This window comes from Edaphocola aurantiacus (assembly GCF_019797745.1).
Taxonomy (GTDB): domain Bacteria; phylum Bacteroidota; class Bacteroidia; order Chitinophagales; family Chitinophagaceae; genus Edaphocola; species Edaphocola aurantiacus.
This window is the reverse complement of the sequence record NZ_VOSI01000001.1, coordinates 737114-762668: the sequence shown is the minus strand read 5'-3', so window position 1 is coordinate 762668 and position 25555 is coordinate 737114. Positions and strand designations below refer to the sequence as shown.

Annotated in this window: 21 protein-coding genes and 1 tRNA gene; 17 read left to right on the top strand and 5 right to left on the bottom strand. The window is 44.8% G+C overall.

All coding sequences use genetic code 11. From position 1 onward, the window contains the following. Positions 1-45 precede the first annotated feature (45 nt). Genes FTD44_RS03300 through FTD44_RS03290 form a run of 3 tightly spaced genes read right to left on the bottom strand, consistent with a single transcriptional unit; the run spans position 46 to position 1812 of the window. Positions 46-711, bottom strand: coding sequence for an ABC transporter ATP-binding protein (locus FTD44_RS03300; protein ID WP_222165143.1), 666 nt, complete (start codon positions 709-711; stop codon positions 46-48). 43 nt (positions 712-754) lie between these two features. Further along, positions 755-1243: an SRPBCC family protein gene (locus FTD44_RS03295; protein ID WP_222165142.1), complete on the bottom strand. Its 489-nt coding sequence runs from the start codon at positions 1241-1243 to the stop codon at positions 755-757. Positions 1244-1254: 11 nt separating this feature from the next. Further along, positions 1255-1812, bottom strand: coding sequence for a GNAT family N-acetyltransferase (locus FTD44_RS03290; RefSeq protein ID WP_222165141.1), 558 nt, complete (start codon positions 1810-1812; stop codon positions 1255-1257). Positions 1813-2099: 287 nt separating this feature from the next. Here FTD44_RS03290 and FTD44_RS03285 point away from each other — a divergent pair, with 287 nt between their 5' ends. The 15 genes from FTD44_RS03285 to arsB all read left to right on the top strand — a co-directional run bounded on the left by FTD44_RS03285 (position 2100) and on the right by arsB (position 17370). Next, positions 2100-2672: a TetR/AcrR family transcriptional regulator gene (locus FTD44_RS03285; protein ID WP_222165140.1), complete on the top strand. Its 573-nt coding sequence runs from the start codon at positions 2100-2102 to the stop codon at positions 2670-2672. Positions 2673-2696: 24 nt separating this feature from the next. Then, positions 2697-5078: a 3-hydroxyacyl-CoA dehydrogenase/enoyl-CoA hydratase family protein gene (locus tag FTD44_RS03280; RefSeq protein WP_222165139.1), complete on the top strand. Its 2382-nt coding sequence runs from the start codon at positions 2697-2699 to the stop codon at positions 5076-5078. Between the two features lie 19 nt (positions 5079-5097). Next, entirely contained in the window at positions 5098-6276 is a 1179-nt protein-coding gene (locus FTD44_RS03275) for an acetyl-CoA C-acyltransferase (protein WP_222165138.1), read from the top strand. A 34-nt stretch (positions 6277-6310) separates the two neighbouring features. Continuing rightward, a complete protein-coding gene (locus tag FTD44_RS03270) occupies positions 6311-8101 on the top strand; it encodes an acyl-CoA dehydrogenase family protein (RefSeq protein ID WP_222165137.1) in 1791 nt (596 codons plus the stop codon). A 92-nt stretch (positions 8102-8193) separates the two neighbouring features. After that, positions 8194-9429 carry an OmpP1/FadL family transporter gene (locus FTD44_RS03265; protein ID WP_222165136.1) on the top strand — a complete coding sequence of 412 codons (1236 nt, stop codon included), beginning with the start codon at positions 8194-8196 and terminating at the stop codon, positions 9427-9429. A 26-nt stretch (positions 9430-9455) separates the two neighbouring features. Continuing rightward, the gene (locus FTD44_RS03260) at positions 9456-10790 is read left to right on the top strand and encodes an SGNH/GDSL hydrolase family protein (protein WP_222165135.1); all 1335 of its coding nucleotides are present in this window, start codon (positions 9456-9458) and stop codon (positions 10788-10790) included. A 91-nt stretch (positions 10791-10881) separates the two neighbouring features. Next, positions 10882-12687: an AMP-dependent synthetase/ligase gene (locus FTD44_RS03255; protein ID WP_222165134.1), complete on the top strand. Its 1806-nt coding sequence runs from the start codon at positions 10882-10884 to the stop codon at positions 12685-12687. A gap of 12 nt (positions 12688-12699) precedes the next feature. After that, complete coding sequence (locus FTD44_RS03250; protein ID WP_222165133.1) at positions 12700-13155, top strand: acyl-CoA thioesterase; 456 nt, start codon at positions 12700-12702, stop codon at positions 13153-13155. A 10-nt stretch (positions 13156-13165) separates the two neighbouring features. Further along, positions 13166-13429, top strand: coding sequence for an acyl-CoA-binding protein (locus tag FTD44_RS03245; protein ID WP_222165132.1), 264 nt, complete (start codon positions 13166-13168; stop codon positions 13427-13429). A 31-nt stretch (positions 13430-13460) separates the two neighbouring features. Beyond that, positions 13461-13910, top strand: a complete 450-nt coding sequence (locus FTD44_RS03240; RefSeq protein WP_222165131.1) for a DUF2147 domain-containing protein — start codon at positions 13461-13463, stop codon at positions 13908-13910. 62 nt (positions 13911-13972) lie between these two features. Beyond that, complete coding sequence (locus FTD44_RS03235) at positions 13973-14797, top strand: SDR family oxidoreductase (RefSeq protein WP_222165130.1); 825 nt, start codon at positions 13973-13975, stop codon at positions 14795-14797. A gap of 112 nt (positions 14798-14909) precedes the next feature. Further along, positions 14910-14983, top strand: a tRNA-Asp gene (locus FTD44_RS03230). Between the two features lie 305 nt (positions 14984-15288). Further along, the gene (locus FTD44_RS03225) at positions 15289-15762 is read left to right on the top strand and encodes a DUF6428 family protein (protein ID WP_222165129.1); all 474 of its coding nucleotides are present in this window, start codon (positions 15289-15291) and stop codon (positions 15760-15762) included. 111 nt (positions 15763-15873) lie between these two features. Next, the gene (locus FTD44_RS03220; RefSeq protein WP_222165128.1) at positions 15874-16287 is read left to right on the top strand and encodes an arsenate reductase ArsC; all 414 of its coding nucleotides are present in this window, start codon (positions 15874-15876) and stop codon (positions 16285-16287) included. 3 nt (positions 16288-16290) lie between these two features. Continuing rightward, positions 16291-17370 (top strand): ACR3 family arsenite efflux transporter, encoded by a 1080-nt coding sequence (gene arsB, locus FTD44_RS03215; protein WP_222165127.1) that lies wholly within the window; start codon positions 16291-16293, stop codon positions 17368-17370. A gap of 118 nt (positions 17371-17488) precedes the next feature. Here arsB and FTD44_RS03210 read toward each other — a convergent pair whose 3' ends face one another. After that, positions 17489-19405 carry a sensor histidine kinase gene (locus FTD44_RS03210; protein ID WP_222165126.1) on the bottom strand — a complete coding sequence of 639 codons (1917 nt, stop codon included), beginning with the start codon at positions 19403-19405 and terminating at the stop codon, positions 17489-17491. A gap of 33 nt (positions 19406-19438) precedes the next feature. Beyond that, positions 19439-20083: a LuxR C-terminal-related transcriptional regulator gene (locus FTD44_RS03205; protein ID WP_222165125.1), complete on the bottom strand. Its 645-nt coding sequence runs from the start codon at positions 20081-20083 to the stop codon at positions 19439-19441. Positions 20084-20345: 262 nt separating this feature from the next. Between FTD44_RS03205 and FTD44_RS03200 the strand changes: the two genes are divergently transcribed. After that, positions 20346-22481 (top strand): T9SS type A sorting domain-containing protein, encoded by a 2136-nt coding sequence (locus tag FTD44_RS03200; RefSeq protein ID WP_222165124.1) that lies wholly within the window; start codon positions 20346-20348, stop codon positions 22479-22481. Between the two features lie 134 nt (positions 22482-22615). Next, on the top strand, positions 22616-25447 hold the full coding sequence (locus FTD44_RS03195; protein WP_222165123.1) for a T9SS type A sorting domain-containing protein: 2832 nt from the start codon (positions 22616-22618) through the stop codon (positions 25445-25447). The last annotated feature ends 108 nt before the right edge of the window (positions 25448-25555 follow it).

Genomic DNA, 25555 nt, shown 5'->3' with positions numbered 1-25555 from the left:
GGGTAATAAATTATAGTTCAGGAAGATTGTTTAGTGTTTAATCGCTTACTCACTCAGCAAGCCATCTTTTATAGTCAGGATGCGGTCTGCAACCTGTGCCGCAATTTCCTGGTCATGGGTAATCATAATAATCGTTTTGCCTCTTGTCTTTAAGGAGAGCAGAATATCCAGTATTTCCTGTGTAGTAGCAGAGTCCAGATTTCCCGTTGGTTCATCTGCCAGCAGTACTTTGGGATCATTGACCAGGGCCCTGGCAATAGCTACCCGCTGTGCCTCACCGCCGGAAAGCTCATTGGCCTTATGCTGCATCCTGTCACCCAGTCCGACCATCTCCAATGCCTGTTGTGCCTTTTGCTTTCGCGCTGCTGTTGAATAGCCCGCAAAAATCAGCGGTAACATTACATTCTCCAGTGCCGTTTTAGAAAAAATGAGGTTGAAGGATTGAAATATGATGCCGATATTATTCAATCGATGCTGCGCATACTGATTGGCATTGAAAGAGCTGATGTCCGTCCCTTCAAACAGGATTTTGCCAGATGTTGCGGTATCCAAACCCGCTAGCAGATTCAGCAGTGTTGATTTTCCTGAACCCGATTTGCCGACAATCGCCACGAATTCCCCTTCCTGTATCGTACAGCTGATATTGTTGGAGGCAGCAATCTGGTGCGGCCCTTTACTATATATTTTATTGACCGAAACTAATTCTATCATGTCGAGATTTATATAAATGTCCAAAGCGTAAATGCCGCTTTACTTAGTTATTGACACCCCGCAGTTCAGGATGTGTTTTGTTGCGCAGGTCATGCCCATACTCGTATACCGATTTCAGGTTGGTCAGGTAAAATGTCCAGCCTTCTACACAACCAATGCGTATACCGAATTGTGACGCCTCGTCTGTAGGAATATTATGCTGACGCAGGCGTACCAGTGTATAGTCACCGGCTGGCTCAAGTTGTACATCGACCAGGCAGTTGCCGGCAAAGGAGAATTGCAGGAAATTAGTACCATTGGCCTGGCGGATTTCTCCATGCTCTGTCTCATCGTAAAAGTACCAGCGCCAGGCATATGTATCGCCAGTCTGCACCGTTTCCCCGGGCACAAGCGATGTGCCATCCTTCAGGTAGGTACATGCTTGCAGAAACCATTTTTCTACCTGTTCTGCCTTTGTCCAGGCATCATACATATCCTGTATCCCGGCTTTGACGGCGATTTTCAGTTCAAAAGAAGTCCAGTCTTTTGCCATAATGTGATCATTTAAGAAATCAGGTTATTTTGAATCCATTCCTGTTTCAACAGGGAATAGCAATCAGAGTCCTGGCTGATGCCATCAATTACATAGTCTTCCCGCATGGTGCCTTCGAAAGTGAAGCCATAATGGCGCAGCAGTTTTACAGAAGGTGTATTCTCCCGCCCTACCAGCGCCGCAATACGATGCAGTCCCAGGTGTTCATAGCCATATTTCAGTACAGCATGCAGCGCTTCTTTCATATAGCCCTGTCTCTTATCTTCCTCATGATGTAATCCATAAAACAATTCGGCGCGGCGATGTGTACTGTTCCAGGTATGAAAGCCGCAATCACCAAGGGGCAAGCCAGTCTGTTTAGAGATCAGCAGGAAGAAGAACAGCGATAAGCGATTGGTTTCCATTCCGCGCTCATGCATGTTCTGATAGTGCGGTAACCCCGACTCGTCTATACCCAAAAAAGCCATGATCTCTTCCGGTGAATGGTGTTCAAATAACTCGTGAATCTTTGCAGGATTTACGCCTTTGAGGATCAGACGGTCTGTCTGGATAATAATCGGTTCGTTCATCTTCTTACGCTGGTATTTTGTGCTGCATAAAATTATCGCATTTAGTCCAATAATACGGCTTTTTCTTTCCTGTAGTGACAGGCGTTCTGGTATAAAAACCGGCTGTAATTCAGTGCTGTATTGAGGGTAGTGCTGGAAAGGCAATCTGGGTAATGCTCTATACTATCTGCTCTGAAATATTTGATTATCAATGAAGAGCGCATGAAGTAATTTAATCATTTTTTAAGAAAAATAAAAATGAATGAACGTTCATTTTTTGAAATTAAAAGGTTAGATTTGTTAGGACTATGGTGCAAGACAAGAAACAGGCGATTTTGAAAGGCGTATTGAAACTGGTGAACCGGGTAGGTTTTTACCATATCAGTATGAAGATGGTTGCAGAGGAAGCAGGAGTGGCTGCAGGTACCATCTATTTATATTTTAAAGGGAAAGAAGAGCTGATCAATGAGCTGTATACGATGATCGTTTCTGAGTTTAATGAAAGTGTGCTGGGTGCTTACGATCAGGATAGCCCTATTAAGGAGGTATACCGTGCTATGATGTCCCGTGCGGTACTGTTCTATCTGAACAATAAAGACTATTTCAGTTTTATAGAACAATACACTTATGCCCCTTTTCTGTTTAAGGAAAACCAGGAACAGAATTTTATGCTGCTGTTGCCTTTATATAAAATGATGCGCGCCGGCAAGAAGCAGAAGATGATCAAGAACCTGCCCGATGCAGTATTACTGTCGATGGTACATGGACCTATGAATACGATGCTGAAGATGCACTTTGCCCGTAAGACCGACCTGACGAAAGCAACGGTACAGAACAAATTTTATAATGCCTGCTGGGAGGCCATCGCAGCACATAATTAAGCAAACAAATAAACATATATAACAATGACGAACAGAACCATTAAAAAAGTAGCCGTACTGGGCTCTGGTGTAATGGGCAGCCGTATAGCCTGCCACTTTGCCAATATAGGGCTGGAAGTATTGTTGCTGGATATTGTACCAAAGGATGCTCCGGAGGGCGATACAAAAGCCAGGAATAAGATAGTGAATGATGCACTGACCTTCGCACTTAAATCAAATCCTTCGCCGATTTACAGCAAGAGATTTGCACAGCGCATTACGACGGGGAACTTTGATGACGATATGCAGCGCATCGCTGATTGCGACTGGGTGATAGAAGTAGTCATTGAACGACTCGATATTAAAAAGCAGGTATTTGAGAAAGTAGAACGTTATCGCAAGCCCGGTAGCTTAATCACTTCCAATACCTCTGGTATTCCAATCCACCTGATGTCTGAAGGACGCAGTGAGGATTTTAAACAACATTTCTGCGGTACGCACTTCTTTAATCCCCCGCGTTACCTCAAGCTTTTAGAGATCATTCCGACCAGGGATACCTTACCGGAAGTGACCGACTTCCTGATGCATTACGGAGAAAAATTTCTGGGCAAGACTACCGTGCTGGCCAAAGATACACCAGCATTTATCGGTAACCGTATTGGTGTGTTCAGTATTATGAGCCTGCTGCAATATGTCGTAAAATCGGGTATGACCATCGAAGAAGTGGATAAACTAACCGGTCCTGTTGTAGGTCGTCCTAAATCGGCCACCTTCCGTACAGCTGATGTAGTGGGACTCGATACGCTGGCATTGGTAGCGAATAGCCTGGTGGAGAATGTACCGGACGATGAAGCCATTGAGGCTTTAAAGGTTCCGGACTTCGTCAATAAAATGATTGCAAATAAATGGCTGGGTAGTAAGACCGAACAAGGTTTCTTTAAAAAGGTAAAAGGTGAGGGCGGTAAGAGCGAGATTCATGCACTGGATCTGAATACCATGGAATACCGTCCATCCAACAAAGTGAAATTCGCCGCACTGGAAGCCAGCAAACCGGTAGACGACCTCAAACAACGATTGAAGTTATTGGTGAATTTTAAAGACAAAGCAGGTGAGTTTTACCGCGCCACTTTATATCCATTATTTATATACTCTGCTAACCGCATTCCTGAAATTTCAGATGAACTCTATAAAATAGATGATGCCATCAAAGCCGGTTATGGCTGGGAGTTAGGACCATTCGAGACCTGGGATGCCCTGGGTGTAGCGGATACCGTTAAAGCTCTGGAAGAAGCGGGACATGCTGTTCCTGCCTGGGTTACAGAGATGTTGAGCGGAGGCCATACTGCTTTCTATAAAATAGAAAATGGCAAGCGCCTGTATTATGACATCCCTTCAAAATCGTATAAAATCATTCCGGGTACAGAAGACTTCATCCTGTTGGATAATATCCGCGAGAGCAGTACGATCTGGAAAAACAGTGGTACCACTATTACTGACCTGGGCGATGGTATCCTGAACCTGGAGTTTCATACCAAGATGAACAGCATCGGGGGTGAAGTGATAGAAGGTATTAATAAAGCCATTGACCTGGCAGAGCAACAATACAAAGGACTGGTGGTATCTAATAACGGTGCCAACTTCAGTGCCGGTGCTAATGTGGGTATGATTTTCATGATGGCTGTTGAGCAGGAATTTGATGAACTGGATTTTGCCATCCGTCAGTTCCAGAACACGATGATGCGCATTCGTTACTCTTCCATACCGGTAGTCGCCGCGCCGCATAATATGGCGCTGGGCGGGGGCTGTGAGCTTTGTCTGCATGCAGATAAAGTAGTCGCACATGCCGAAACGTATATGGGATTAGTAGAGTTTGGTGTAGGATTGATACCAGGTGGTGGCGGCACTAAAGAATTTGCTTTACGCTTGTCCGATGACCTGAAAGAAGGTGATGTGGCACTGAATGCATATAGAGATCGCTTCCTGACCATTGGTCAGGCCAAGGTATCTACCTCCGCAGAAGAAGCTTTTGAACTGGGCTACCTGCGTCGCGGTAAAGACAGGGTAGTGGTTTCTTATAATCGTTTACTGGCCGAGGCTAAGGCAGCTTGCCTGGAACTGGCCAATGCGGGATATGTAAAGCCACAGCAAAGAAAAGACATCAATGTACTGGGGAAATCTGCTTTAGGGCTGGCTTATCTAGGAGCCAACTCCATGATGAGCGGAAACTATATCAGTGAGCACGATGTAAAGATCTCTCAGAAATTAGGCTATGTACTGGCCGGAGGCGATCTGTCACAGCCTACAGCAGTGAGCGAACAGTATCTGCTCAACCTGGAGCGACAGGCTTTCCTGAGTCTTGCTGCAGAACGCAAAACCCTGGAGCGCATACAGTCTATCCTGAATGGAGGAAAAGTGTTAAGAAATTAATCTTTAAAACTGAATTGTAATGAATGCATATATAGTAGCCGGATACAGGACCGCAGTAGGTAAAGCACCCCGTGGTGGATTCCGCTTTACTCGTCCAGATGTACTGGCATCAAACGTAATCAAACACCTGATGGCTGCTTTGCCACAGATCGCACACGAGCAGGTCGATGATCTGATTGTGGGCAATGCCATGCCGGAAGCAGAGCAGGGGCTGAACTTTGCCCGCTTTGTTTCGCTCATGAGCTTTGATACAGATAAAGTGTCTGCCATGACGGTTAACCGTTATTGTGCCTCCGGTCTGGAAACCATTGCCATTGCGGCATCCAAGATACATGCCGGCCAGGCCGATTGTATCGTGGCCGGTGGGTCTGAAAGTATGAGCCTGATCCCTATGGGTGGCTGGCGCGTAGTGCCCGATGCCGATCTGGCACTGGCACATCCCGATTATTACTGGGGCATGGGGCTGACTGCAGAAGCGGTAGCCAAAGAGTATAAGGTAAGTCGTGAAGATCAGGACCAGTTCGCCTTTCAGTCACATCAGAAAGCGATCAGAGCACTGGCTGAAAATAAGTTTGCAGATGAAATCGTTCCGGTAAACATCATCGAAAATTATTTTGATGCGGCAAGCGGCACTAAAAAAACACGTGAATTTACGGTAGCGGCAGATGAAGGTCCGCGGGCAGATACTTCTGTAGAGGCCCTGGCTAAGTTAAAGCCGGTATTCGCAGCAGGCGGATCGGTAACAGCCGGTAACTCTTCCCAGACCAGTGATGGTGCTGCTTTTGTCATGATCGTCAGCGAAAAATTTCTGAAAGAAAATAACCTGACTCCGATCGCCCGCCTCGTAAGCTTTGCTACAGCAGGCGTACCGCCACGCATCATGGGCATCGGTCCGGTATTTGCCATTCCCAAGGCGCTCAAGCTGGCTGGTCTGAGTCTGAACGATATCAACCTGGTTGAGCTGAATGAGGCCTTTGCGTCGCAGTCTCTGGCCGTGATCCGTGAGCTGGGCCTGAATCCCGACATCATTAATGTAAATGGTGGTGCGATTGCCTTAGGGCATCCATTAGGTTGCAGCGGTGCTAAGCTGTCGGTACAAATCCTGAATGAGCTGAAAAAAAGAAACCAGAAATATGGCCTGGTAAGTATGTGCGTCGGTACCGGACAAGGTGCTGCCGGTATATTTGAAATGCTGTAACCCTAATCTGTAACAATTTAAACTAATTATAGTCATGAGCAACGAAGCAAAAACAGCCTTGAAAGGAGGCGAATTCCTGATCAGAGACACTAAAGCAGAAGACATTTTTATTCCGGAAGACTGGAACGAGGAGCAGCATATGATCGCTGATATGTGCCGCGAATTCCTGGAGCAAAATGTATTTAATCAGTTAGATAAAATTGATCAGCAGGAAGAAGGCCTGATGCCCTCCCTGCTGGATAAAGCCGGAGCACTGGGCCTCCTGGGTATGAGTGTACCGGAAGCCTATAATGGTTTCGGAAAAGATTTCGTTACTTCTATGCTGACTACAGAAGTGCTGGGTGCAGGTCACTCCTTTGCTGTAGCGCTGTCTGCACATACCGGTATCGGTACGCTGCCGATCCTGTATTATGGTAATGAAGAACAAAAGCAAAAATATGTAAGTAAACTGGCTACCGGAGAATGGAAAGGCTGCTATTGCCTGACCGAACCGGATGCGGGCTCTGATGCCAATTCCGGAAAAACAAAAGCAACCTTGTCTGCCGACGGAAAATTTTATATCTTGAATGGGCAGAAGATGTGGATCACCAATGGTGGCTTCGCAGATGTGCTGATCGTGTTTGCCAAAATAGATGATGATAAAAACCTGAGTGCATTTATTGTAGAAAGAACATTTGAGGGAATCACATTTAACCCCGAAGAACATAAAATGGGGATTAAAGGCAGCAGTACCCGCCAGATCTTCTTTACAGACTGTAAAGTGCCGGTTGAAAATTTGTTATCTACCCGTGAGAATGGTTTCAAGATTGCTGTAAATATTCTGAATCTGGGTCGCATTAAACTGGGAGGAGCTGCAATCGGTGCTTCTAAAGAAGTGATCAGTAAATCGGTGAATTATGCCAATGAGCGTCAGCAGTTCGGTCGTTCTATCTCAAAGTATGGAGCGATTAAGTATAAGCTGGCAGAGCAGGCCATTCGTACCTATGCCAGTGAAGCAGCAACATACCGTGCCAGTCAGAATATAGAAGATGCTACTAAGTCGTATATCTCAGAAGGTATGGACGAAGCGCAGGCCAAGCTGAAAGGAACGGAACAGTTCGCCATTGAAGCGGCCATGATTAAAGTACATGCTTCTGAAACGCTGGATTATGTGTCTGATGAAGGTGTACAGATCTATGGTGGTATGGGCTATAGTGCAGAGGCACCGATGGACAGAGCTTATCGCGATGCCCGCATCAACCGCATCTTTGAAGGAACCAATGAGATCAACCGCATGTTATCTGTAGATATGATGCTGAAACGTGCGATGAAAGGAGAACTGAACCTGATGGGACCGGCACAGAAGGTAGCCGGAGAGCTGATGAGCATCCCGGATTTTAATACGGTAGAAGAAGGTGGCTTTGCTAAAGAACATAAATACATCGGCGGCTTTAAAAAAGCGGTACTGATGACCGCAGGAGCAGCCGTGCAGAAGCTGATGCAGAACATGGCGAAAGAACAGGAAGTGATCATGTACCTGGCCGATATGCTGATCGAAACCTATGTTGCAGAATCAGTACTGCTGCGGGTAGAGAAAGTAACCCTGGAGCATAATGATGAGCAGGCAGCACTGAAAGCAGACATGGCAAGGGTATATATCTTTGATGCTGCAGAACGCATTTTCAGCGCGGGACGCAATGCCCTGAACTCATTTGCTGAAGGTGATGAACGCAGAATGATGATGATGGGACTGAAACGCTTTACCAAAGTAGACGATTTTAATACCGTAGCTGCACGCAGAAAAGTAGCAGATAAACTGATCGAAGCGAATAAATACTGCTTTTAGCAGATCAAAAATATTGCAGTATGGATGACTTTCATCCATACTGCATCACCCAAAACTAAACAACAATTACTCACATTCTCAATTTTCACAGCATGAAGAAAGGATTTATTTTTTCCGTTGCAGCAGTAGCCCTGTCTTCGGCCACCCTGCATGCAGGCAGCTTTCAGCTCAACCTGCAGGGACTGAGACAGACCGCTATGGGCGGTAGTGGCGTCGCTTTTCCATGGGATGTTTCCACTATATTTTATAACCCTGGCGGACTGGCTCGCTTAAATGGTATACAGGCTTATGCCGGTGTATTTGGGGTGTCTCCGACCGTCCGCTATGTACCGGATAATTCCGGTGAGACCTATGCGGAAACCAAAAGACATTTGTCTACTCCTTTCGCTGTGTATGCAGGTGGTACTTTGTCTAAAGACAGCCGCTGGGCGCTGGGACTGGGTATTTACACACCTTTCGGCAGTAGTGCCAACTGGAGCAATGACTGGACCGGTCGCTTTATCACCCAGTCTATTTCTTTACAGAGTATTTATTTCCAGCCGACAGTCAGCTATCGTATCAATGACCTGATCTCTGTAGGGGCAGGATTTGTATACGGTACCGGTTCTGTTACGATTAAAAAAGCCCTGCCCGTTCAGGATATGAACGGAACGGAGGGACAGGCCGTACTGGATGGTAAGGCTAATGGGGTAGGCTTTAATGCAGGGGTGCATATCAAAGCGTCCAATAACCTGCAGTTCGGTTTATCTTACCGTTCGGGAGTACGCATGAAAGTAAATGGCGGTGATGCCAGCTTTAGTGTACCTGCTGCACTGGCTGCGAATTTTCCAAGAACAGCCTTTGATGCTACCTTGCCTTTACCCGGCATTCTGACCCTGGGTGTGGCCGCTAAAGTAACGCCAAGACTGACTTTACAAGGTGATCTTGTTTGGGCAGGATGGAAAAGTTATGATTCCTTAAAATTTGATTTTGTACAAAACACAGCTTCGCTGGCTGATTCTAAAGAGCCAAGATTATACAGGAATACACTGGCTGTAAGAATTGGCGGACATTATGAAATCTGTAAACAATTTGCCGTAATGGTAGGTGGTGCATTTGATCCGACACCGAGTAATGCGCGTTATGTATCTCCAGATGCGGTAGATGCTGACCGCTTCTCTTTATCTGCCGGTCTGAGCTACGCGGTAATCGATAAGCTGAGTATAATGGCAGCAGTCAACTATACCACAACTGCAGGAAGACAGGTGAAATATGAACCGGCTAATTTTTCCGGTGAGTATCAAATCAAGAGTCTGGTACCGGCAATAGGTATTACGTACAAATTTTAAGTGAATCCCTAATTAATTCAGAACATATGAAAGCTTCATATATACCTTTAATCGCAGCGGCCGCTATGCTGGCTTCCTGCAAACCTACCATTAAAGGAGTGACTCCTTCCAGTGGTGAGGCCAATTTCTCTTACTATGTAGCCATTGGTAACTCGCTAACGGCGGGCTATGCCGACGGGTCATTATACCGCAGCGGACAGGAAAATTCTTATCCGGCAATGCTGGGCAAACAGTTTATGACTGTAGGCGGTGGCGAATTCCGTCAGCCATTATTGCCCGGAAATGCAGGCTGGCCGGCACCTAAGCGCGTGTTGGGCTATACGACCAGTTGTGATGGTGTAACCGGTCTTGGTGTAAAGTTATATGCCGGAGCCTCTGATACCAGTGGCAGTTCGACCAATATTTCCGGACAGGGACCATTCAATAACCTGGGTATACCAGGTATCCGTTGTGTAGATTATACCGTTGCCGGTTATGCAGCATTTGCGCAGGCACTGGCTGGTGTAGGCTATGCGGCGCGTATCTATCCGCATCCGGCAACCGATCGTCCTATCGATATCGCAGCGGCTACTAATCCTACATTTTTCACCATGTGGCTGGGTAGTAATGATGTACTGGGCTATGCAACAAATGGTGGAGAAGGTAATGGTACCGGAGGGGCAATGCCTACCGATATTTCTACTACAGCAGCCTTCGAAGCTTCTTACAATGCAGTGGTAGATGCTATGACCCTGAAAGGCGCCAAAGGTGTGCTGATCAATATTCCTGATGTGACTACCATCCCTTACTTTACGACTATTCCGGGCAGAGGGCTGGTGCTGAGTACCCCGACGCAGGTAGCTGCATTGAATGCGGCATATGCACCGCTGGGCATTACGTTCGCTCTGGGTGCCAATGCATTTATCATACAGGACCCTGCCGCACCGGGAGGTCTGCGCCAGATCAAGAATAATGAATATCTGCTGCTGACTTTACCACAGGATTCACTGAAGTGTGGTGGCTGGGGTAGTGTTAAGCCTATTCCTAAAAAATATGTGCTGGATGAAACGGAGGTAGGATATGTACGATCTGCAACCAACACATTCAATGAAATTATCCGCGCAGCCGCTATCCGTAAAGGTTTGGGCTATGTTGATGCACATAGTTACCTGGGTACACTGCAGTCTGGTATCCGTTTTAACGGGGTTACGCTGACACCGACATTTGTTTCCGGTGGGGCCTTCTCCCTGGACGGTGTACACCTGACTCCTAAAGGATATGCACTGATGGCAAATGAAATTATCAGAGTGATTAACAGTACTTATAAATCTTCGGTACCTCAGGTAGATATCAATAATTATAATGGCGTACTGTTTCCTTAAACAGATACATTAAAGTCACACCGGTAGAACAAACATGCAGTAGAAGACTGCAATACAATATTGCAGATTGATAACAGAAAAATCGTAGATTATGAATACACCACACAGACTGTTCGATTGTATGGAGTTGCAGGCAGCAGCTCCCAAACCCGATCTCCTGGCCGGAAAAACGGCTGGCAGATATGTGACTTTAAGTACTGATGAGGTGCATGCTGAAGTGAAAAAGCTTGCTGCCGGTTTGCTGGCCAAAGGCATATCTGCACATGATATGACTACTGAGGGGCGCGACAAGATCGCGATACTCAGCAACAGCAGGCCTGCCTGGCTGATCACCGATCTGGCTGTGCAACTCACGGGGGCGATACTGGTTCCTCTATATCCTAATATTACGATGGCCGAGATGATCGGCATCTTCAATGAATCCGGTGTGAAGGGCTGCTTTGTACATACAGCAGCCCTGTACCGCCAGATTATGGAGCAAAAAGATAAAATGCCGATGCTGGAGTGGGTATATACTTTTGAGGAAGAAACCGGTGTGCCACATTGGGAATCCTGTAAAGTACAGCCATCTTCCGATCACCTGGCTACGATGGATCGCATACGGAAGCAGACTACCGATGCTGATATTGCAACGATCATTTACACCTCCGGTACCACCGGTACACCAAAAGGAGTGATGCTGAGCCATAAGAATATTGTCAGTAATTTAAACGATGTGCATCCGATCATTGAAGGTGTGGGCCTGGCAGAGCGTAAGGCACTGAGCTTTCTGCCACTGAATCATATCCTGGAAAAAATGATCTCTTATGTCTATCTTTTCAACGGCTTTTCAATTTATTACGCCGAGAGCATGGAGACTATAGGGGATAACCTGAAAGAAGTGCGTCCCAGCATCTTTGTAACCGTGCCTCGCTTACTGGAAAAGGTTTATGAAAAAATTATGGCTACCGGTCATCAGCTGACCGGAATAAAAAAACAACTGTTCTTCTGGGCGGTAGATCTGGGTAAACAATATGAGCCGGGACAACCCCGTAGCTGGTGGTATGAGTTTAAATTGTCTATAGCCAATAAACTTATTTTCAGCAAATGGCGTGCTGCATTAGGTGGCAATGTGAAAGCAATTGTTGTAGGCGGAGCACCTTGTCAGCCAAGGCTGACGAAGATCTTTACCTCAGCAGATATCACTATTATGGAAGGTTATGGTCTGACAGAAACCTCTCCGGTAATTGCGGTAAATCACTACGAAGAGGAGAATCGCCGTGCAGGCACTGTTGGCCCTGTCATTAATAATGTACAGGTTAAGATTGCCGATGATGGTGAGATACTCTGTAAGGGAGATAATGTAATGGTCGGCTATTATAAAAAGCCGGAGGCTACAGAAGCTACTTTTGTAGATGGCTGGTTTGCTACAGGCGATATTGGTGAGCTGGTAGAAGGGCGCTTCCTGAAAATTACAGACCGTAAAAAGGAACTCTTCAAAACCAGTGGTGGTAAATATGTTGCCCCGCAACCCATTGAGAGCAAGCTGAAAGAAAATCGCTTTATGGAGCAGGTCATGCTGATCGGGGAGAACCGCAAATTTGTAAGTGCGTTGATCGTGCCATCCTTCAGTAACCTGGAGCATTGGATGAAAGAGGAGCGCATTCCGTTTACGACACAGGAAGCAGCGGTCGAAAGTCCGGAAGTGATTAAATATTTTCATCAGCTGATAGAAGGATATAACAAAGACTTCAATCATATCGAGCAGGTGAAAAAATTTGTATTACTGCCTCGTGAGTGGGGTATCGAAACCGGAGAATTAACGCCTAAGCTAAGTCTCAAACGTAAAGTCATCCTGCAGAAATATGCGCAACAGATCGATGCGATGTATGAAGGTGCAGATATAGATCATATTTAATACCGGCACTATATGGAAGATAATATTGTATTAGAAGCTAAAGTAATGTGGAGCCAGCTGGATGCGAATATGCACCTCAGACATTCTGCCTATGCTGATTTTGCAGCGCAGGCAAGACTTGAACTGATGGACCATATGCAGTTCGGATTTAATGAACTGGCCAGACTGCGCATAGGCCCGGTTTTATTCCGCGAAGAATTGAAATACCTGAAAGAGGTAAGGCCCAATGAACTGATTAAGGTAAGTTGCCTGTTGAAATCCTGTTATGAAGATGGAAGCCGCTGGTCCTTTCTGCAGAAAGTATACCGGCATGACGGGACAGAGGCAGCCATTATTTATGCCGATGGTGCGTGGATAGATCTGGATAAAAGAAAGCTGACAGGCTTGCCTGAAGAGGCTATGCAGCGATTTATGCAGATTCCGAAAACACCTGATTTTATATTGCACCCATCCAAGACACAATTGTAAAAAGAGCAAGATGAATAGCGTTTCAGAAACATTTAATAAAGCCGTGGCAGACAGCCGCCTGTTACCGGAGAAACCCGATAACGATACCCTGCTCCTGCTGTATGCATTGTTTAAACAAGCTACAGAAGGAGATGCACCGGAGAAAGGCGATTATGGAATGTTTGACTTTAAAGAAAAGTTCAAGCATGAGGCCTGGCTTCAGAAAAAAGGCATGAGCAGCGAGATGGCTCAACAGGAATATATAGACCTGGTACAAAAACTGTCCGGGCAGTAAAAGCATATTGTTAACCTCAAAGTAATGTATCATGAAGAAACAAACCGTTTTAAAAGTACTGGCCTTATGTATACTGGTCTTAGGCTTCGGATTAAGGGCAATGGCCCAGGGTAAAGATCCTATCGAAGGATTATGGTATAATGCAGAGAAAACTGCTAAGATCAATATCTTTAAAGCAACAGATGGTAAATACTGGGGCGAGATTGTCTGGCTGAAAGAGCCTACCCTGAATGGTAAGCCGAAGACAGATGTAAATAATTCAAACGCAGCAAAAAAAACGCGACCGTTGCTGAAACTACAGATCCTGCGTCACTTCGAAAAAACAGGTGCTAAGACCTATGACAACGGAGAGATTTACGATCCTAAAAATGGTAAGACCTACGATTGTAAGATCACCCATAATGGCAATACGCTAAGTGTAAGAGGCTACGTCGGTATCTCTATGATCGGGCGTACGACTACCTGGGAGCGGGCCCAATAAAAATCCTCATCTTATATTCCTGCCTGGTGCCGCCGGCACCAGGCATTTTTAAAATAATAGCTATGACATTTTTTAAGAATAAGACCTATTTTATTTCCGGTGCCAGCAGAGGCATAGGCAAAGCCATTGCGCTGAAACTGGCGGCAGAAGGGGCCAATATAATTGTTGCTGCGAAATCGGTTGAGGCTCATCCTAAGCTGGAAGGGACAATATACACTGCTGCTGCGGAGATTGTGCAGGCTGGAGGCCAGGCGATTGCCGTACCCTGTGATATCCGGGACGAAGCCATGATCATTGAAGCTGTGGCCCAGGGTGTAGCCAGATTTGGGGGTATTGATGGCGTAATAAACAATGCCTCTGCTATTTCTCTGACCAATACGGAGCAGACACCGGCAAAGAAGTTTGACCTGATGCATGAGATCAATGTAAGAGGTACCTACCTGGTTACACAGCATTGCCTGCCTTATCTGAAGCAAAGCAGTGCGGCTCATATTCTTACACTCTCTCCTCCATTGGACCTGAGACCAAAATGGTTCCGTCATTCTGTGGCCTATACCATGTCTAAGTATAACATGAGTATGCTGGCCATGGGCTGGGCTGCCGAATTTAAAGATTATGGTATTGCGGCCAATTCATTATGGCCGCAGACGACCATCGCAACAGCGGCAGTCAATAATCTTTTGGGAGGAAGCGAGATGATGGCCCATAGCCGTACACCGGATATCCTGGCCGATGCTATTCACTTTATCCTGCAGCAGGACCCTAAAGCATATACCGGTCAGCAATTGCTGGATGAGCAGGTATTGGCACAGGCAGGAATTACAGACCTGGAGTCTTATGCCGTAACACCAGGCGCCACCTTGCAGAAGGATTTATTTATCGACTAATGCCTGATTTCAGGGTTTGAAAAAAAACTTTCAACAAAAATTTGTTTGAATCAAAAACGCATTCTATATTTGCACTCCCAAAGCGGTCAAACAAACGATCGCAGACAGAAAAGGACCGGTAGTTCAGTTGGTTAGAATGCCGCCCTGTCACGGCGGAGGTCGCGGGTTCGAGTCCCGTCCGGTCCGCAAAGGTCTCACAGCAATGTGAGACCTTTTGCTTTTGTAATACATGTACATAATATTGTTGTTGAACGGTCTATCAGATCATATAGGAATCGGAAGATTCGAAACCTTTCGATCCATAAAATGCGATACCCTTATCATATGGGCTGTCGCATTTTTTGTTTAAGGATATGGACGAAATAGGCTGTTTGAAAATTAGGCGATTGTCCGCTCGGGAAGTTTGATCTTACGGTAAATTTTTTTGTTCGTTTTAATATATTAATCGTAATATTGCAATATTGCATTTATTCACACAAAAAAATAAGTCTATGAAACTTTCAGAAATTAAAACAATCCTGGCAGGCGCAGAAAGCGTAAATTTTCAATTGCCTGATGGCGCTATGGTGCCGGAATATTTTCACGTGACAGAAGTGGGTGTAATCACTAAAGATTTTATTGATTGTGGTGGCACTGTCCGCCATGAGAAAGTGGCGAATTTTCAGCTTTGGGATGCAAATGATTATGAACATCGCTTGAAGGCAGGTAAGCTGCTCAGTATTATTGCCCTCTCCGAAAAGGTACTCGGAATGGAGGATCTGGACATTGAAGTGGAATACCAGGCGGAAACTATTGGTAAGTATGATCTGGGTTTTGATGGGGTTCATTTCCAATTATTAGCTAAGCAGACGGCTTGTCTTGCTATGGATAAATGTGGCGTACCAAACGAAAAGACAAAACTGAATTTATCGGAACTTCCCGTATCTGGACAGAATAGCTGTACACCGGGCGGGGGCTGCTGCTAGTCCCATATGACATAGAATATTGTATCCTGTAACTGCCGGAAAAGACCGGACAAACGGATGGTCTTTGGTGTAAAACCTTATTATTAGCAAGAAGAAGTAAAGCCATATAAAATGAAGAAAATATTAGTACTCTGTACAGGCAACAGCTGCCGTAGTCAGATCGCAGAAGGGTATTTAAGACAATTTTCCGGCGACAAAGCATTGGTGTATAGTGCCGGAGTCGAAACCCATGGTGTCAATCCCAAAGCTATTGCTGTAATGGCAGAAGATGGAATTGATATCTCCGGACATACTTCGAACAACATCACTGAGTATCAGGGTGTAGACTTTGATTATGTCATCACTGTATGTGATCATGCCAAAGAGCGTTGCCCCTTCTTTCCTTCGAATGCGAAAACGTTTCATGAAAACTTTACTGATCCGGCCAAGGCAACCGGTACTGAGGAGGAGATCAATGAAGTTTTTCGGGCAGTAAGAAATACCATTAAACAGTATGCACAGCAATTCGTAACAGATAACCTTTAATACATGTCAGCAGATCATTGTGCCCCTGCACACGAACGGAAAAAACTTAGTTTCCTGGACCGGTATCTTACGCTCTGGATCTTTATGGCAATGGCAGCCGGGGTGGGGATCGGTCACTTTGTGCCTTCCTCTGCTTCCTTCATCAATTCCTTTTCCAGCGGCACCACCAACGTGCCCCTGGCTATTGGACTCATGCTGATGATGTATCCTCCATTGGCTAAGGTGCGTTATGAGCAAATGGGTGAAGTATTTAAGCATACCAGGGTACTGGGCACATCTCTTTTTCTGAACTGGATCGTTGGTCCGATCCTCATGTTCATCCTGGCGATCGTATTTATGAAAGGGCATCCGGAATATATGGCCGGATTGATCCTGATCGGGCTGGCGCGCTGTATCGCCATGGTTGTGGTCTGGAATGAACTGGCAGAGGGTAACCGGGAATATGCAGCAGGATTGATTGCATTGAACAGCATCTTTCAGGTATTGCTATACAGCGTATATGCCTATGTTTTCATCACTGTACTACCTCCATTCTTTGGCATAAAGGGACTGGAAGTAGATATTACTATTGGTGAAATAGCCAAAAGTGTAGGCATATACCTTGGTATTCCTTTTGCGGCAGGATTGATCAGTCGTTATGTCCTGATCAGGTTGAAAGGATTAGATTGGTTTCAGCGTAAATATGTTCCTTTTATTTCGCCAATAACCCTCGTGGCACTTTTATTCACTATTGTGGTCATGTTCAGCCTTAAAGGAGCACTGATGGTACAAATACCGATGGATGTGGTGCGAATTGCGATTCCATTGGTCATCTATTTTGTGATTATGTTTATGGTCAGTTTTTTTGCCGGTAAGCGGATGGGGGCAGATTACTCGAAAAGCACCTCAATTGCGTTTACTGCGGCCGGAAACAATTTTGAGCTGGCGATTGCAGTAGCTATAGGCGTATTCGGTATCAACAGCGGACAGGCATTTGTAGGCGTAATCGGCCCATTGGTTGAAGTGCCGGCATTGATTGCCCTTGTCAACCTGGCTTTATGGTTGAAGAAAAAATATTTCAATCCTTCTCTTCTGAAACCATAAATACAGAAACCGGCTTCAGGTAACAATTCATTCGTAACATAAAAAGCAAAAGGCCTCACATTAATATGAGGCCTTTTGCCTTTGGGCTAATCTTAGATAAACAATTCGGATAGGTTCTTTAGATTAACTGATGAAGCGGAATTGTTACAACAATTTCCGTTCCCTCCTTATCTGAGCTTATGCCAAGCTTTGCCTTAAGTTCTGTGCATCTTTCTTTGATACTCGTCAGACCAATTCCCGATTTTGATCTGCTGTCAAGTCCTCTGCCATTGTCTTTTATCCGGAAAACCAGGTGCTCAAATTCCTCATATATGAGGAGCATAACCTTTGTACATCTTGCATGTTTGAGCACATTGGTAATAGACTCCTGGATGATGTACATTAATTCTATTTTGGTGGACAGTGGTAAGGTATTCAAGTGATACTCGTCAATAGAAACCTCCTTTTGAAACAGCTCATCCGGCAGCGCATTCTGTACTATACCGCTTATCTTAGCTGCATAAGATGTATCCTCTTTGATTTTGTACCAGTCATGACTTTTGTCCCGGGTCGTTTCGTAAGCCGTGTTTATTAATTCATTTATTTTAGTAAGGGTGTTTAAGGTGCCGGGTTTGCCAAGATCTAAAATGGCTATTTCACTGAGCATTTTCAGGTGTGCCAGCTGGTTGGCCAGGCCATCATGCAGCTCCAGCCCCAGCTTTTTCTTTTCTATTTGCTGCTCTATCCTGTTCCTTTCTTCCAGTTCTGCTATCTGCAATGCAGTCGCCCTGTTTAAACCATCAATAGATTGTTTAGCCTTTCTTTCTTTGGCCTTGCCACGATAGTACAGCAAGGTGATGATCAATATAAGTACTATGGCGCCGAGCGTTGCGAATGCGATTAATTTTCGTTTTTCTGCAATGAGCAGAGCTGTCTCTTCCTTCTTATCCTCTGCAAGTGCCTGGGCATACATATTTTCAGAGATCTCTACCGTTTTTCTTTTTAAAAGGGTATCCGTTTTCTGAAAAATGGACTCCATTGTATTGAATGCACTTTTATAGTCGCCGGAGAGGGCCTGTATCTGGCTTCTGCTTTTAAGCAAGGCAAGGTCATCTTCGATAAAATCAACACCTGATAGTTGTTCCGCGATTGCCTGGTATTTTTTTGCACTGTCTATATTTTTTACGGATATATATACATCCAGTAATTGGCCGGTAACATTTTGTAACAGATGTTTCTGAAGAATGACCTGCCTGGTCAGGCTAGGGTCCATCGGAAGGCTTGCATAAGCGATTAACTCTTTTAATACCTTTTCTGCTGAATCTGTTTTCTGCTGCTGCCGGTAGCCAAAGCATTTTGCAGCCTTTACGAATGCATAACACATCTGCCGGTCCCAGTCCGAAATTCCTTTGACCTTAATGAGGTTGTTATAAGTCTGATTAGCCAAGCTGAGCATGCGGAATAGCCGTGCAGAGTCTTTTAAATCGAAAAAAACGGGTGCCATCTGGTAGAATATAAACTGATCAGACTGAGGGTCACCTTTATAAGTTCCATCGGCGATTTTACGGGGTATATTATTGTAGTAGGGGGCATCAGTGTCAAACATAGCAGCGGCATTAATATTATCACCCGCAGCTACAAAGAGCTGCATTTTTGTGACATTACGGAAGTGGTTTGGATCATTGCTTCCCGGTTCTTTCACAAACTTCTCAACATAATATAGTTCCTTGCCGCTCTGGCCATTGACTTTTGCATTAGCGATCAGGAAATAATAATATTTCCTGCGCCGCATCTTTGTCGGATCATTTTTCCAGACCAGCTCTTTGTACGGTTGTAAATGCTCTTTTAAATGAGGGTTTGCCGCATCTATTAGGGCAAGGCTGTCCACCATGTCCATGTACCGTGCCGATTTTATAGCCCCTTTTTTATACTGCTGGTTGAGTTTGTGCCATTGCTGATCAAATGCCGTTGGCTGCTGGGCATACACGCCAGATGGAAGATAGCAGGCACAAGTAAACATACACAGTGCCCATAGGAGCATGTAATTATATTTCATAAATATTGTAGTATTAAGTTGTTTTGTAAGCCGCTAGATAATCTTATGCTCATAGGCATATTTTACCAGGCCGGATGAGGTATGGATGCCCAGTTTATTCATGATGCTTCGGCGATGAGCAGAGACCGTATGCGGGCTTATATGCAGGATTGCCGCCATTTTATCAGTATTGTGTCCGGCTGCGATCAGACGCAGGAGGCCCAGCTCCTTAGGGGTTAAGCCCGATTCTTTTTCGAAAAACATGCTGGATACCAAACGGCCACTCAGGTCGCTGCTTATATAAGTCTGGCCTTTATACGTTTTTTCTAATGCCATTTTGAACTCAGAGAAGTTTGTCCCTTTACTCATATATCCGTTTATATTATAGCTGAAGAATTTCCGGACTGTATCTGTGTCAATCACACTAGTCAGCATGATAATAATCAGATCAGGATAATGCTTCCGGCAGTACACAATAAACTCTTCGATGTTATCGCCCGGGACAAGAACATCACAAAGCAGAAAATCGTATGCACTGATCTTCATTGCAGCCTTTGCCAGATCTACTTGTGCGTAAGCATTGATCTCTGCAGTTGGGATAATCCGCTTTAATAACTCGATTAAGCCTTCCGTTAAAAGTAAGTGATCATCTAATATAATGACCTTCAATTCATTAAGCTTGCTAAAGAAATCTGTCATCCGTTTTTACAAAGATTTATTGATTTTAAGAATATGGAAATAGCATAATATAAGTATACACCTACTAGTATTATGGTATAAAATATACAAAATCGGGGGATAAAAAGTTTTTTTTCAGCCCGATAATTTTGTGGCCGTATAGAAGAGATAAATTATTTGCAAGACTTGTTACTATAAATGAAGAGATAGTAACAGTCATAAAATTACCGAAAAAAAGTAATTCCCTGCAAATATTCATTAATTATTAATTGAGCAGATTTAGATGAGCAATTTTACCAAACACAGGTTTGAGCCCACCATGATGGTTCAGACTATTATAGGTATACCCCTAAGGTCAAGCATGGTAAGATGGTCTGTATTATGTGCTGTGCTGGCCATTCCTTTCAAAAAAACATTTGCAGCGGCTGCTGCACCATGTGCTACGACCGAACTCATGGCCGATACCAGGTTTATTTTTACGAATATTCCCAGTGGTACCGTTAGCATAACATCGCTCAACTTTAATGGCTGGGTGGGTTCTGGGAGTGGTATCATAGATGTCGGATCCAATGATACCTACATTCATGATAATTCTAATACGCAAACATTTACCCATGCTTTTACAGGAGTAAATCCGCTGGGCTCAGGTGCTATTGTTACCATAAGCCTTGGCGTCAGAAATGGTATTGCAGGTGTTCCTACTATTAACAATTACGGCAAGGCAAGTGTACTCTCCATTAAGTATGGAGGGCTTACCTATGCAACCGTTACTACTGATGGGACCACTGCTACGGACGGACACATTGCAACGGTTAATTATCTGAATGGTGCAACAGGGAGTGTCGCGAATGGATACACTTTTGACTATGGGGCAAGTCCTCAGGGTTTTGGCATCATTAACCTGGCCAACTGGCAGATCTTATTACCATCATCTGTGCCCAATAATAGTAATCTCGTTATAGAATTTGATCCGGGCGGTACCTCATCCGGCGATGCAGCTGATGATTTCGGTATTGCCGCGGTAAGCTTAACGGCATGTCCGATCACTATTTCCGGCCATGTGTATAACGATGCAAACGGACTGCAGGGTACACCCACCAATACTGTAGACGGCACCGGTACCAATGCCGGAGGATTAAATGCCGTTTTATATGATTTCACTACAGGTAAGGTGGTGGCCACTGTACCGGTAAATGCCGGCGGTGCTTATAGCTTTAGTGTAAAAGCAGAAAATAATTATAGTGTATACATTACTTCTAATACAGTTTCAGTAGGACAAACCACGGTACCGGTTATGGCTTTGCCGGCGGGCTGGGGAAACACAGGTGAGCAAAACTGTGTGGCCAGTGCAGGCTGTGCCGGTAACGATGGTGCTCCTGATGGAGTGTTGTCTTTAGGGACGGTATCGGGCAATATTACCCAGGCCAACTTTGGTATAGAGCAACCGCCAGCCGCTACGGCAAAATCATTTACGGTAGCATCGGACGCTTTTGCAAGTTTACCACCAACGGGTTATCCGGTTGTTGCCGGATATGTATCTATTGCCACATCCAGTACAAACCTGACCGGGTATAATAATACCGGCGGACAACTGTCTGGCAGTGATCCAGAAGACTGTCTTGCGGCGAATGCCTGTAATACAGGTAAAACCTTTACTGTCGGGGCGATTAACAGTAATACAAAATTGTATTACAACTTCGGAGCTGGGCCTGTACTGCTTACCGGCAATACAGTAATCAGCAACTATGACCCTGCAAAACTGGTGATCTACGGACAAGTAGGCAGCGGTATTTCTGGTAGTCCGGTTGGATTTACATACTCTATTACAGATGCTGCGGGAAAAACAAGTCCACTTGTTCCCTATACGATTACCACATCAACACCATTACCAGTATCACTCTTGTCCTTTACAGCACATGCAGAGGATTGTAATACTATGCTGAACTGGATAACAGCTCATGAGCAAAAGCTTAGTCATTTTGAAGTAGAGCGAAGTGCTGATGGAAATGATTTCTATAAGGAGGGTACCGTATTATCTGCTCAGAATAATATTGAACCTGACTATCATTTCAATTGCGCGCCGCAATCGACTACCAGTTATTACAGATTGAGAATGGTGGATGAAGATGGAGCATATACATTTAGTAATACCCTTAAAATAGGGGCTCCATGTAACCGTGAACGGAACATAAATATATACCCAAATCCTGCAAAGGATAGACTACACATAACGAATCTTCATAAAGGGGAGATGATTAAAATCTTCGGAATAACGGGTCAGTTAATCCTGCAACAAATGGCAGCAGGAAGCAATGAACTGCTGGACCTGAGCAGCCTGGCCACCGGTACTTATCAGGTCATTGTTACCGATGGTACGGAACAAATCATCAATATTAAGCTGGTAAAAGCAGGATCGTGAAGTGAGTGTTATTATTCAATGTGGCTGGCTAGCGTAATAGTCAGCTACATTCTGACACTAATACATTGTGTATAGTCGACAGGACTAGACACGATCCCTGCCTTTTTATTTATAAACTAAAACAATACATTGATATGAATGTAAAACAAAATCGCACTATGCTGATGGCAGTCCTTGCACTACTGCTTTCATTAATCAATATGCCAGGCAGTTATGCCCAATGCCCTGCAAGCATCAGTATTGGTTCCGTAAACGTCACTACGGCCTCGTGTCCTTCGAACGGAGGCTTTACAATTAACGCCACTGCGGGTACCGGAGCCACTTACCAGATCACGAGCGGCCCTGTTGGTTATCCGACTTCGGCACAGAATAACAATACATTTGTTGGTTTGTTGCCTGGATCGTATACCGTTAAAGTAGCCTGTCAGGCAGACCCCGGTATATTTGCGACGACGAGCATCACTATTCCCAATAGCTATACTCAAGTGGCAGCCAATTCTACAGTGAATAATGTGTGTAGTGCCAGTGCGCCGGGTGGTACCATAACCACATCCGCAACAGGAAGCAGCACACCATTTACATATGCCTATTGGCAGGGAGATCCTGCTGCTACAGATGGAACATTAACATACACTGCGGCCAACACTTTTACGGCTCCCGCTTTTGGGACCTATAATGTACGTACCAAAGATGCCTGTGGCGTATTTGTGACCCAGCAGGTGACAGTGGCTAATCCCTACCCGGATGTTTGTATCAGTCAATTTTACCTGGAGTTCGGAAATTTAACCTGTGCTCAATTACAGGATTCTATCTTCGCAACCTTTTACATGGGGCCAACCGGGGCTACACAATTCTCTACGCTTCCATCAGCAGGTATTGATCTGGATATTTACGAGAATAGTGGTACCTGTGCAAGTCCCGTCCAAGGTACATTTGTAAAGACATATCATTACAACAATACTTCATCCGATAATAAGGTCAAAATACCGAACGGTAAAAATTTGCTCTTAGTAATGCGCACACCTTGTGGTACAGCTTGTACTTATTGTTATACTTACAATGCTGCCAATACGCAGTTTCTCCAAAATACCTTTATGATCTCAAAAGGCTGTGTTGCACCAGGCAACCCTGTTACACATTCAATTAGCGTGAATGTTAATCGATATTACGTTTTTCCTGTGACCTGGGTAATAAAAAACAGCTCTAATGTAGTTGTAGGGACATTTACAGCAAATAGCCTGGCAGATATTCCGCATAGTTTTGATGGGCTGCCATCTGATACTTATACCTCGACTGCTACTGACGCATGTTCTTATAGTGATGTGCTGACATTGACGCCACCCTCAGGGCCTCCAGATCAGGTAGCTGTAACTTATGCTAGTTCATTTGCAGGTTGTTCAAGTACTGAAGGTCAAACCACTTTGGGAGTAATAATAGGGGGTACAATGGCAAACTTAAGTAATATCATGCCTACAATAATTGCGCCAAGCCCCAATAATGTTGGTGTAGTGGGTACGGCGATAGGGTTTGGTACCTTTCATTGGGCAAATGTAATACCAGGTGCCACTTATTATATTAAGATAGAGAATGGTTGTGGACAATCTGATACAGTGAACGTGACTGTGCCGACTGATCCTGGCAGCAACCTCATACAACATACCAATGCATCTGTGCAACAGCTTTGCGGAGGTACTGGAGATATAGTTGTTGAAGCAGCCTATAATGGATACGGAGCATTCGGTTATACCATCACGAACAGTGCAAATACCGTTGTAGGAACAGGATCTGCACCGGGTGGGATATATAGTAATTTGCCTGCAGGAATCTACACTGTCACAACTAATGTGTTCGGTTGTGGCCCTTACTCTTACTCATCACAGGTCAATGTGTTGCCTGGAGGCTCAGGGCCTCAAATTGTCAAAAAACTTGGTGTGGTTTGTGAAAGTGTAGCTGGTACTCCACTCGCAACTGGCAGTGCAATATTTTCATTTATAGGAGCAGGTCCGCTGAAGGTAGATTATAAAAAAACTTCGCAGCCTGATGCCAGCTATGTAAACCTGACCAATAACTCCGATGGAAGTGAGACCATAACAGGCCTTACCGCAGACACTTCTTACACTGTAAGAATAACTGATAACTGTGGTGCCGCTACGGTTACAGAAATCACTATTGGTCAACTCAGCCAGCTGCATAGCGTAAACACGATGCAACCTTGTGTCGGAATTCCATATACACTTAGCGTTCCGGATATGGTAGATGCTACTTATACCTGGAAGAAGAACGGGACACTTATCTCTAACAGCAGGGAGATTATTTTCCCGAATTATTCTGCCGGAGATAATGGTACTTATGTATGTACTGTAGTTATTGCAGGTGGCTGCGTTACACGCAATGTGGCGGTTACTTTAAATTCTACACTTTGTAATACACCGCTGCCTGTCAGCCTCCTTTCCTTTGCTGCAACTGCAATAGATTGTACAACTGAATTGAGCTGGATAACGGGCTATGAGCAAAATCTCAGTCATTTTGAAATAGAGCGCAGTACAAATGGTGGTGATTTTTATAAAGAAGGTACCGTTATGGCTGCCCGAAAAAGTACAGGGAATAACTATCATTTCAATTGTGCACCGCAATCGACTACCAGTTATTACAGATTGAGAATGGTCGATGAGGGTGGTGCCTATGCCTATAGTAATACCCTTAAAATAGGTGCTCCGTGTAACAATAACCGGAATATAAGCGTATACCCTAATCCTGCAAAAGATAAGATACAGATTGCTAACCTGCATAAAGGAGAGATCATTAAAATCTTTGGAATAAATGGTCAGTTAATCCTGCAACAAAAGGCAACCGGAAGTAATGAACTGCTGGATCTGAGTAGCCTGGCAGCCGGTACTTATCAGATCGTTGTTGCCGATGGCACAGAACAAATCATCAATATTAAGCTGGTAAAAGCAGGATCGTGAGGTGAGTGTTTGTATTCGATGTGGCTGGCTAGAGTGATAGTCAGCTACATTTCGATACGGTTATATTTTGTATAGCTAACAGCAAACACGATTCCTGTCCTTTTTATT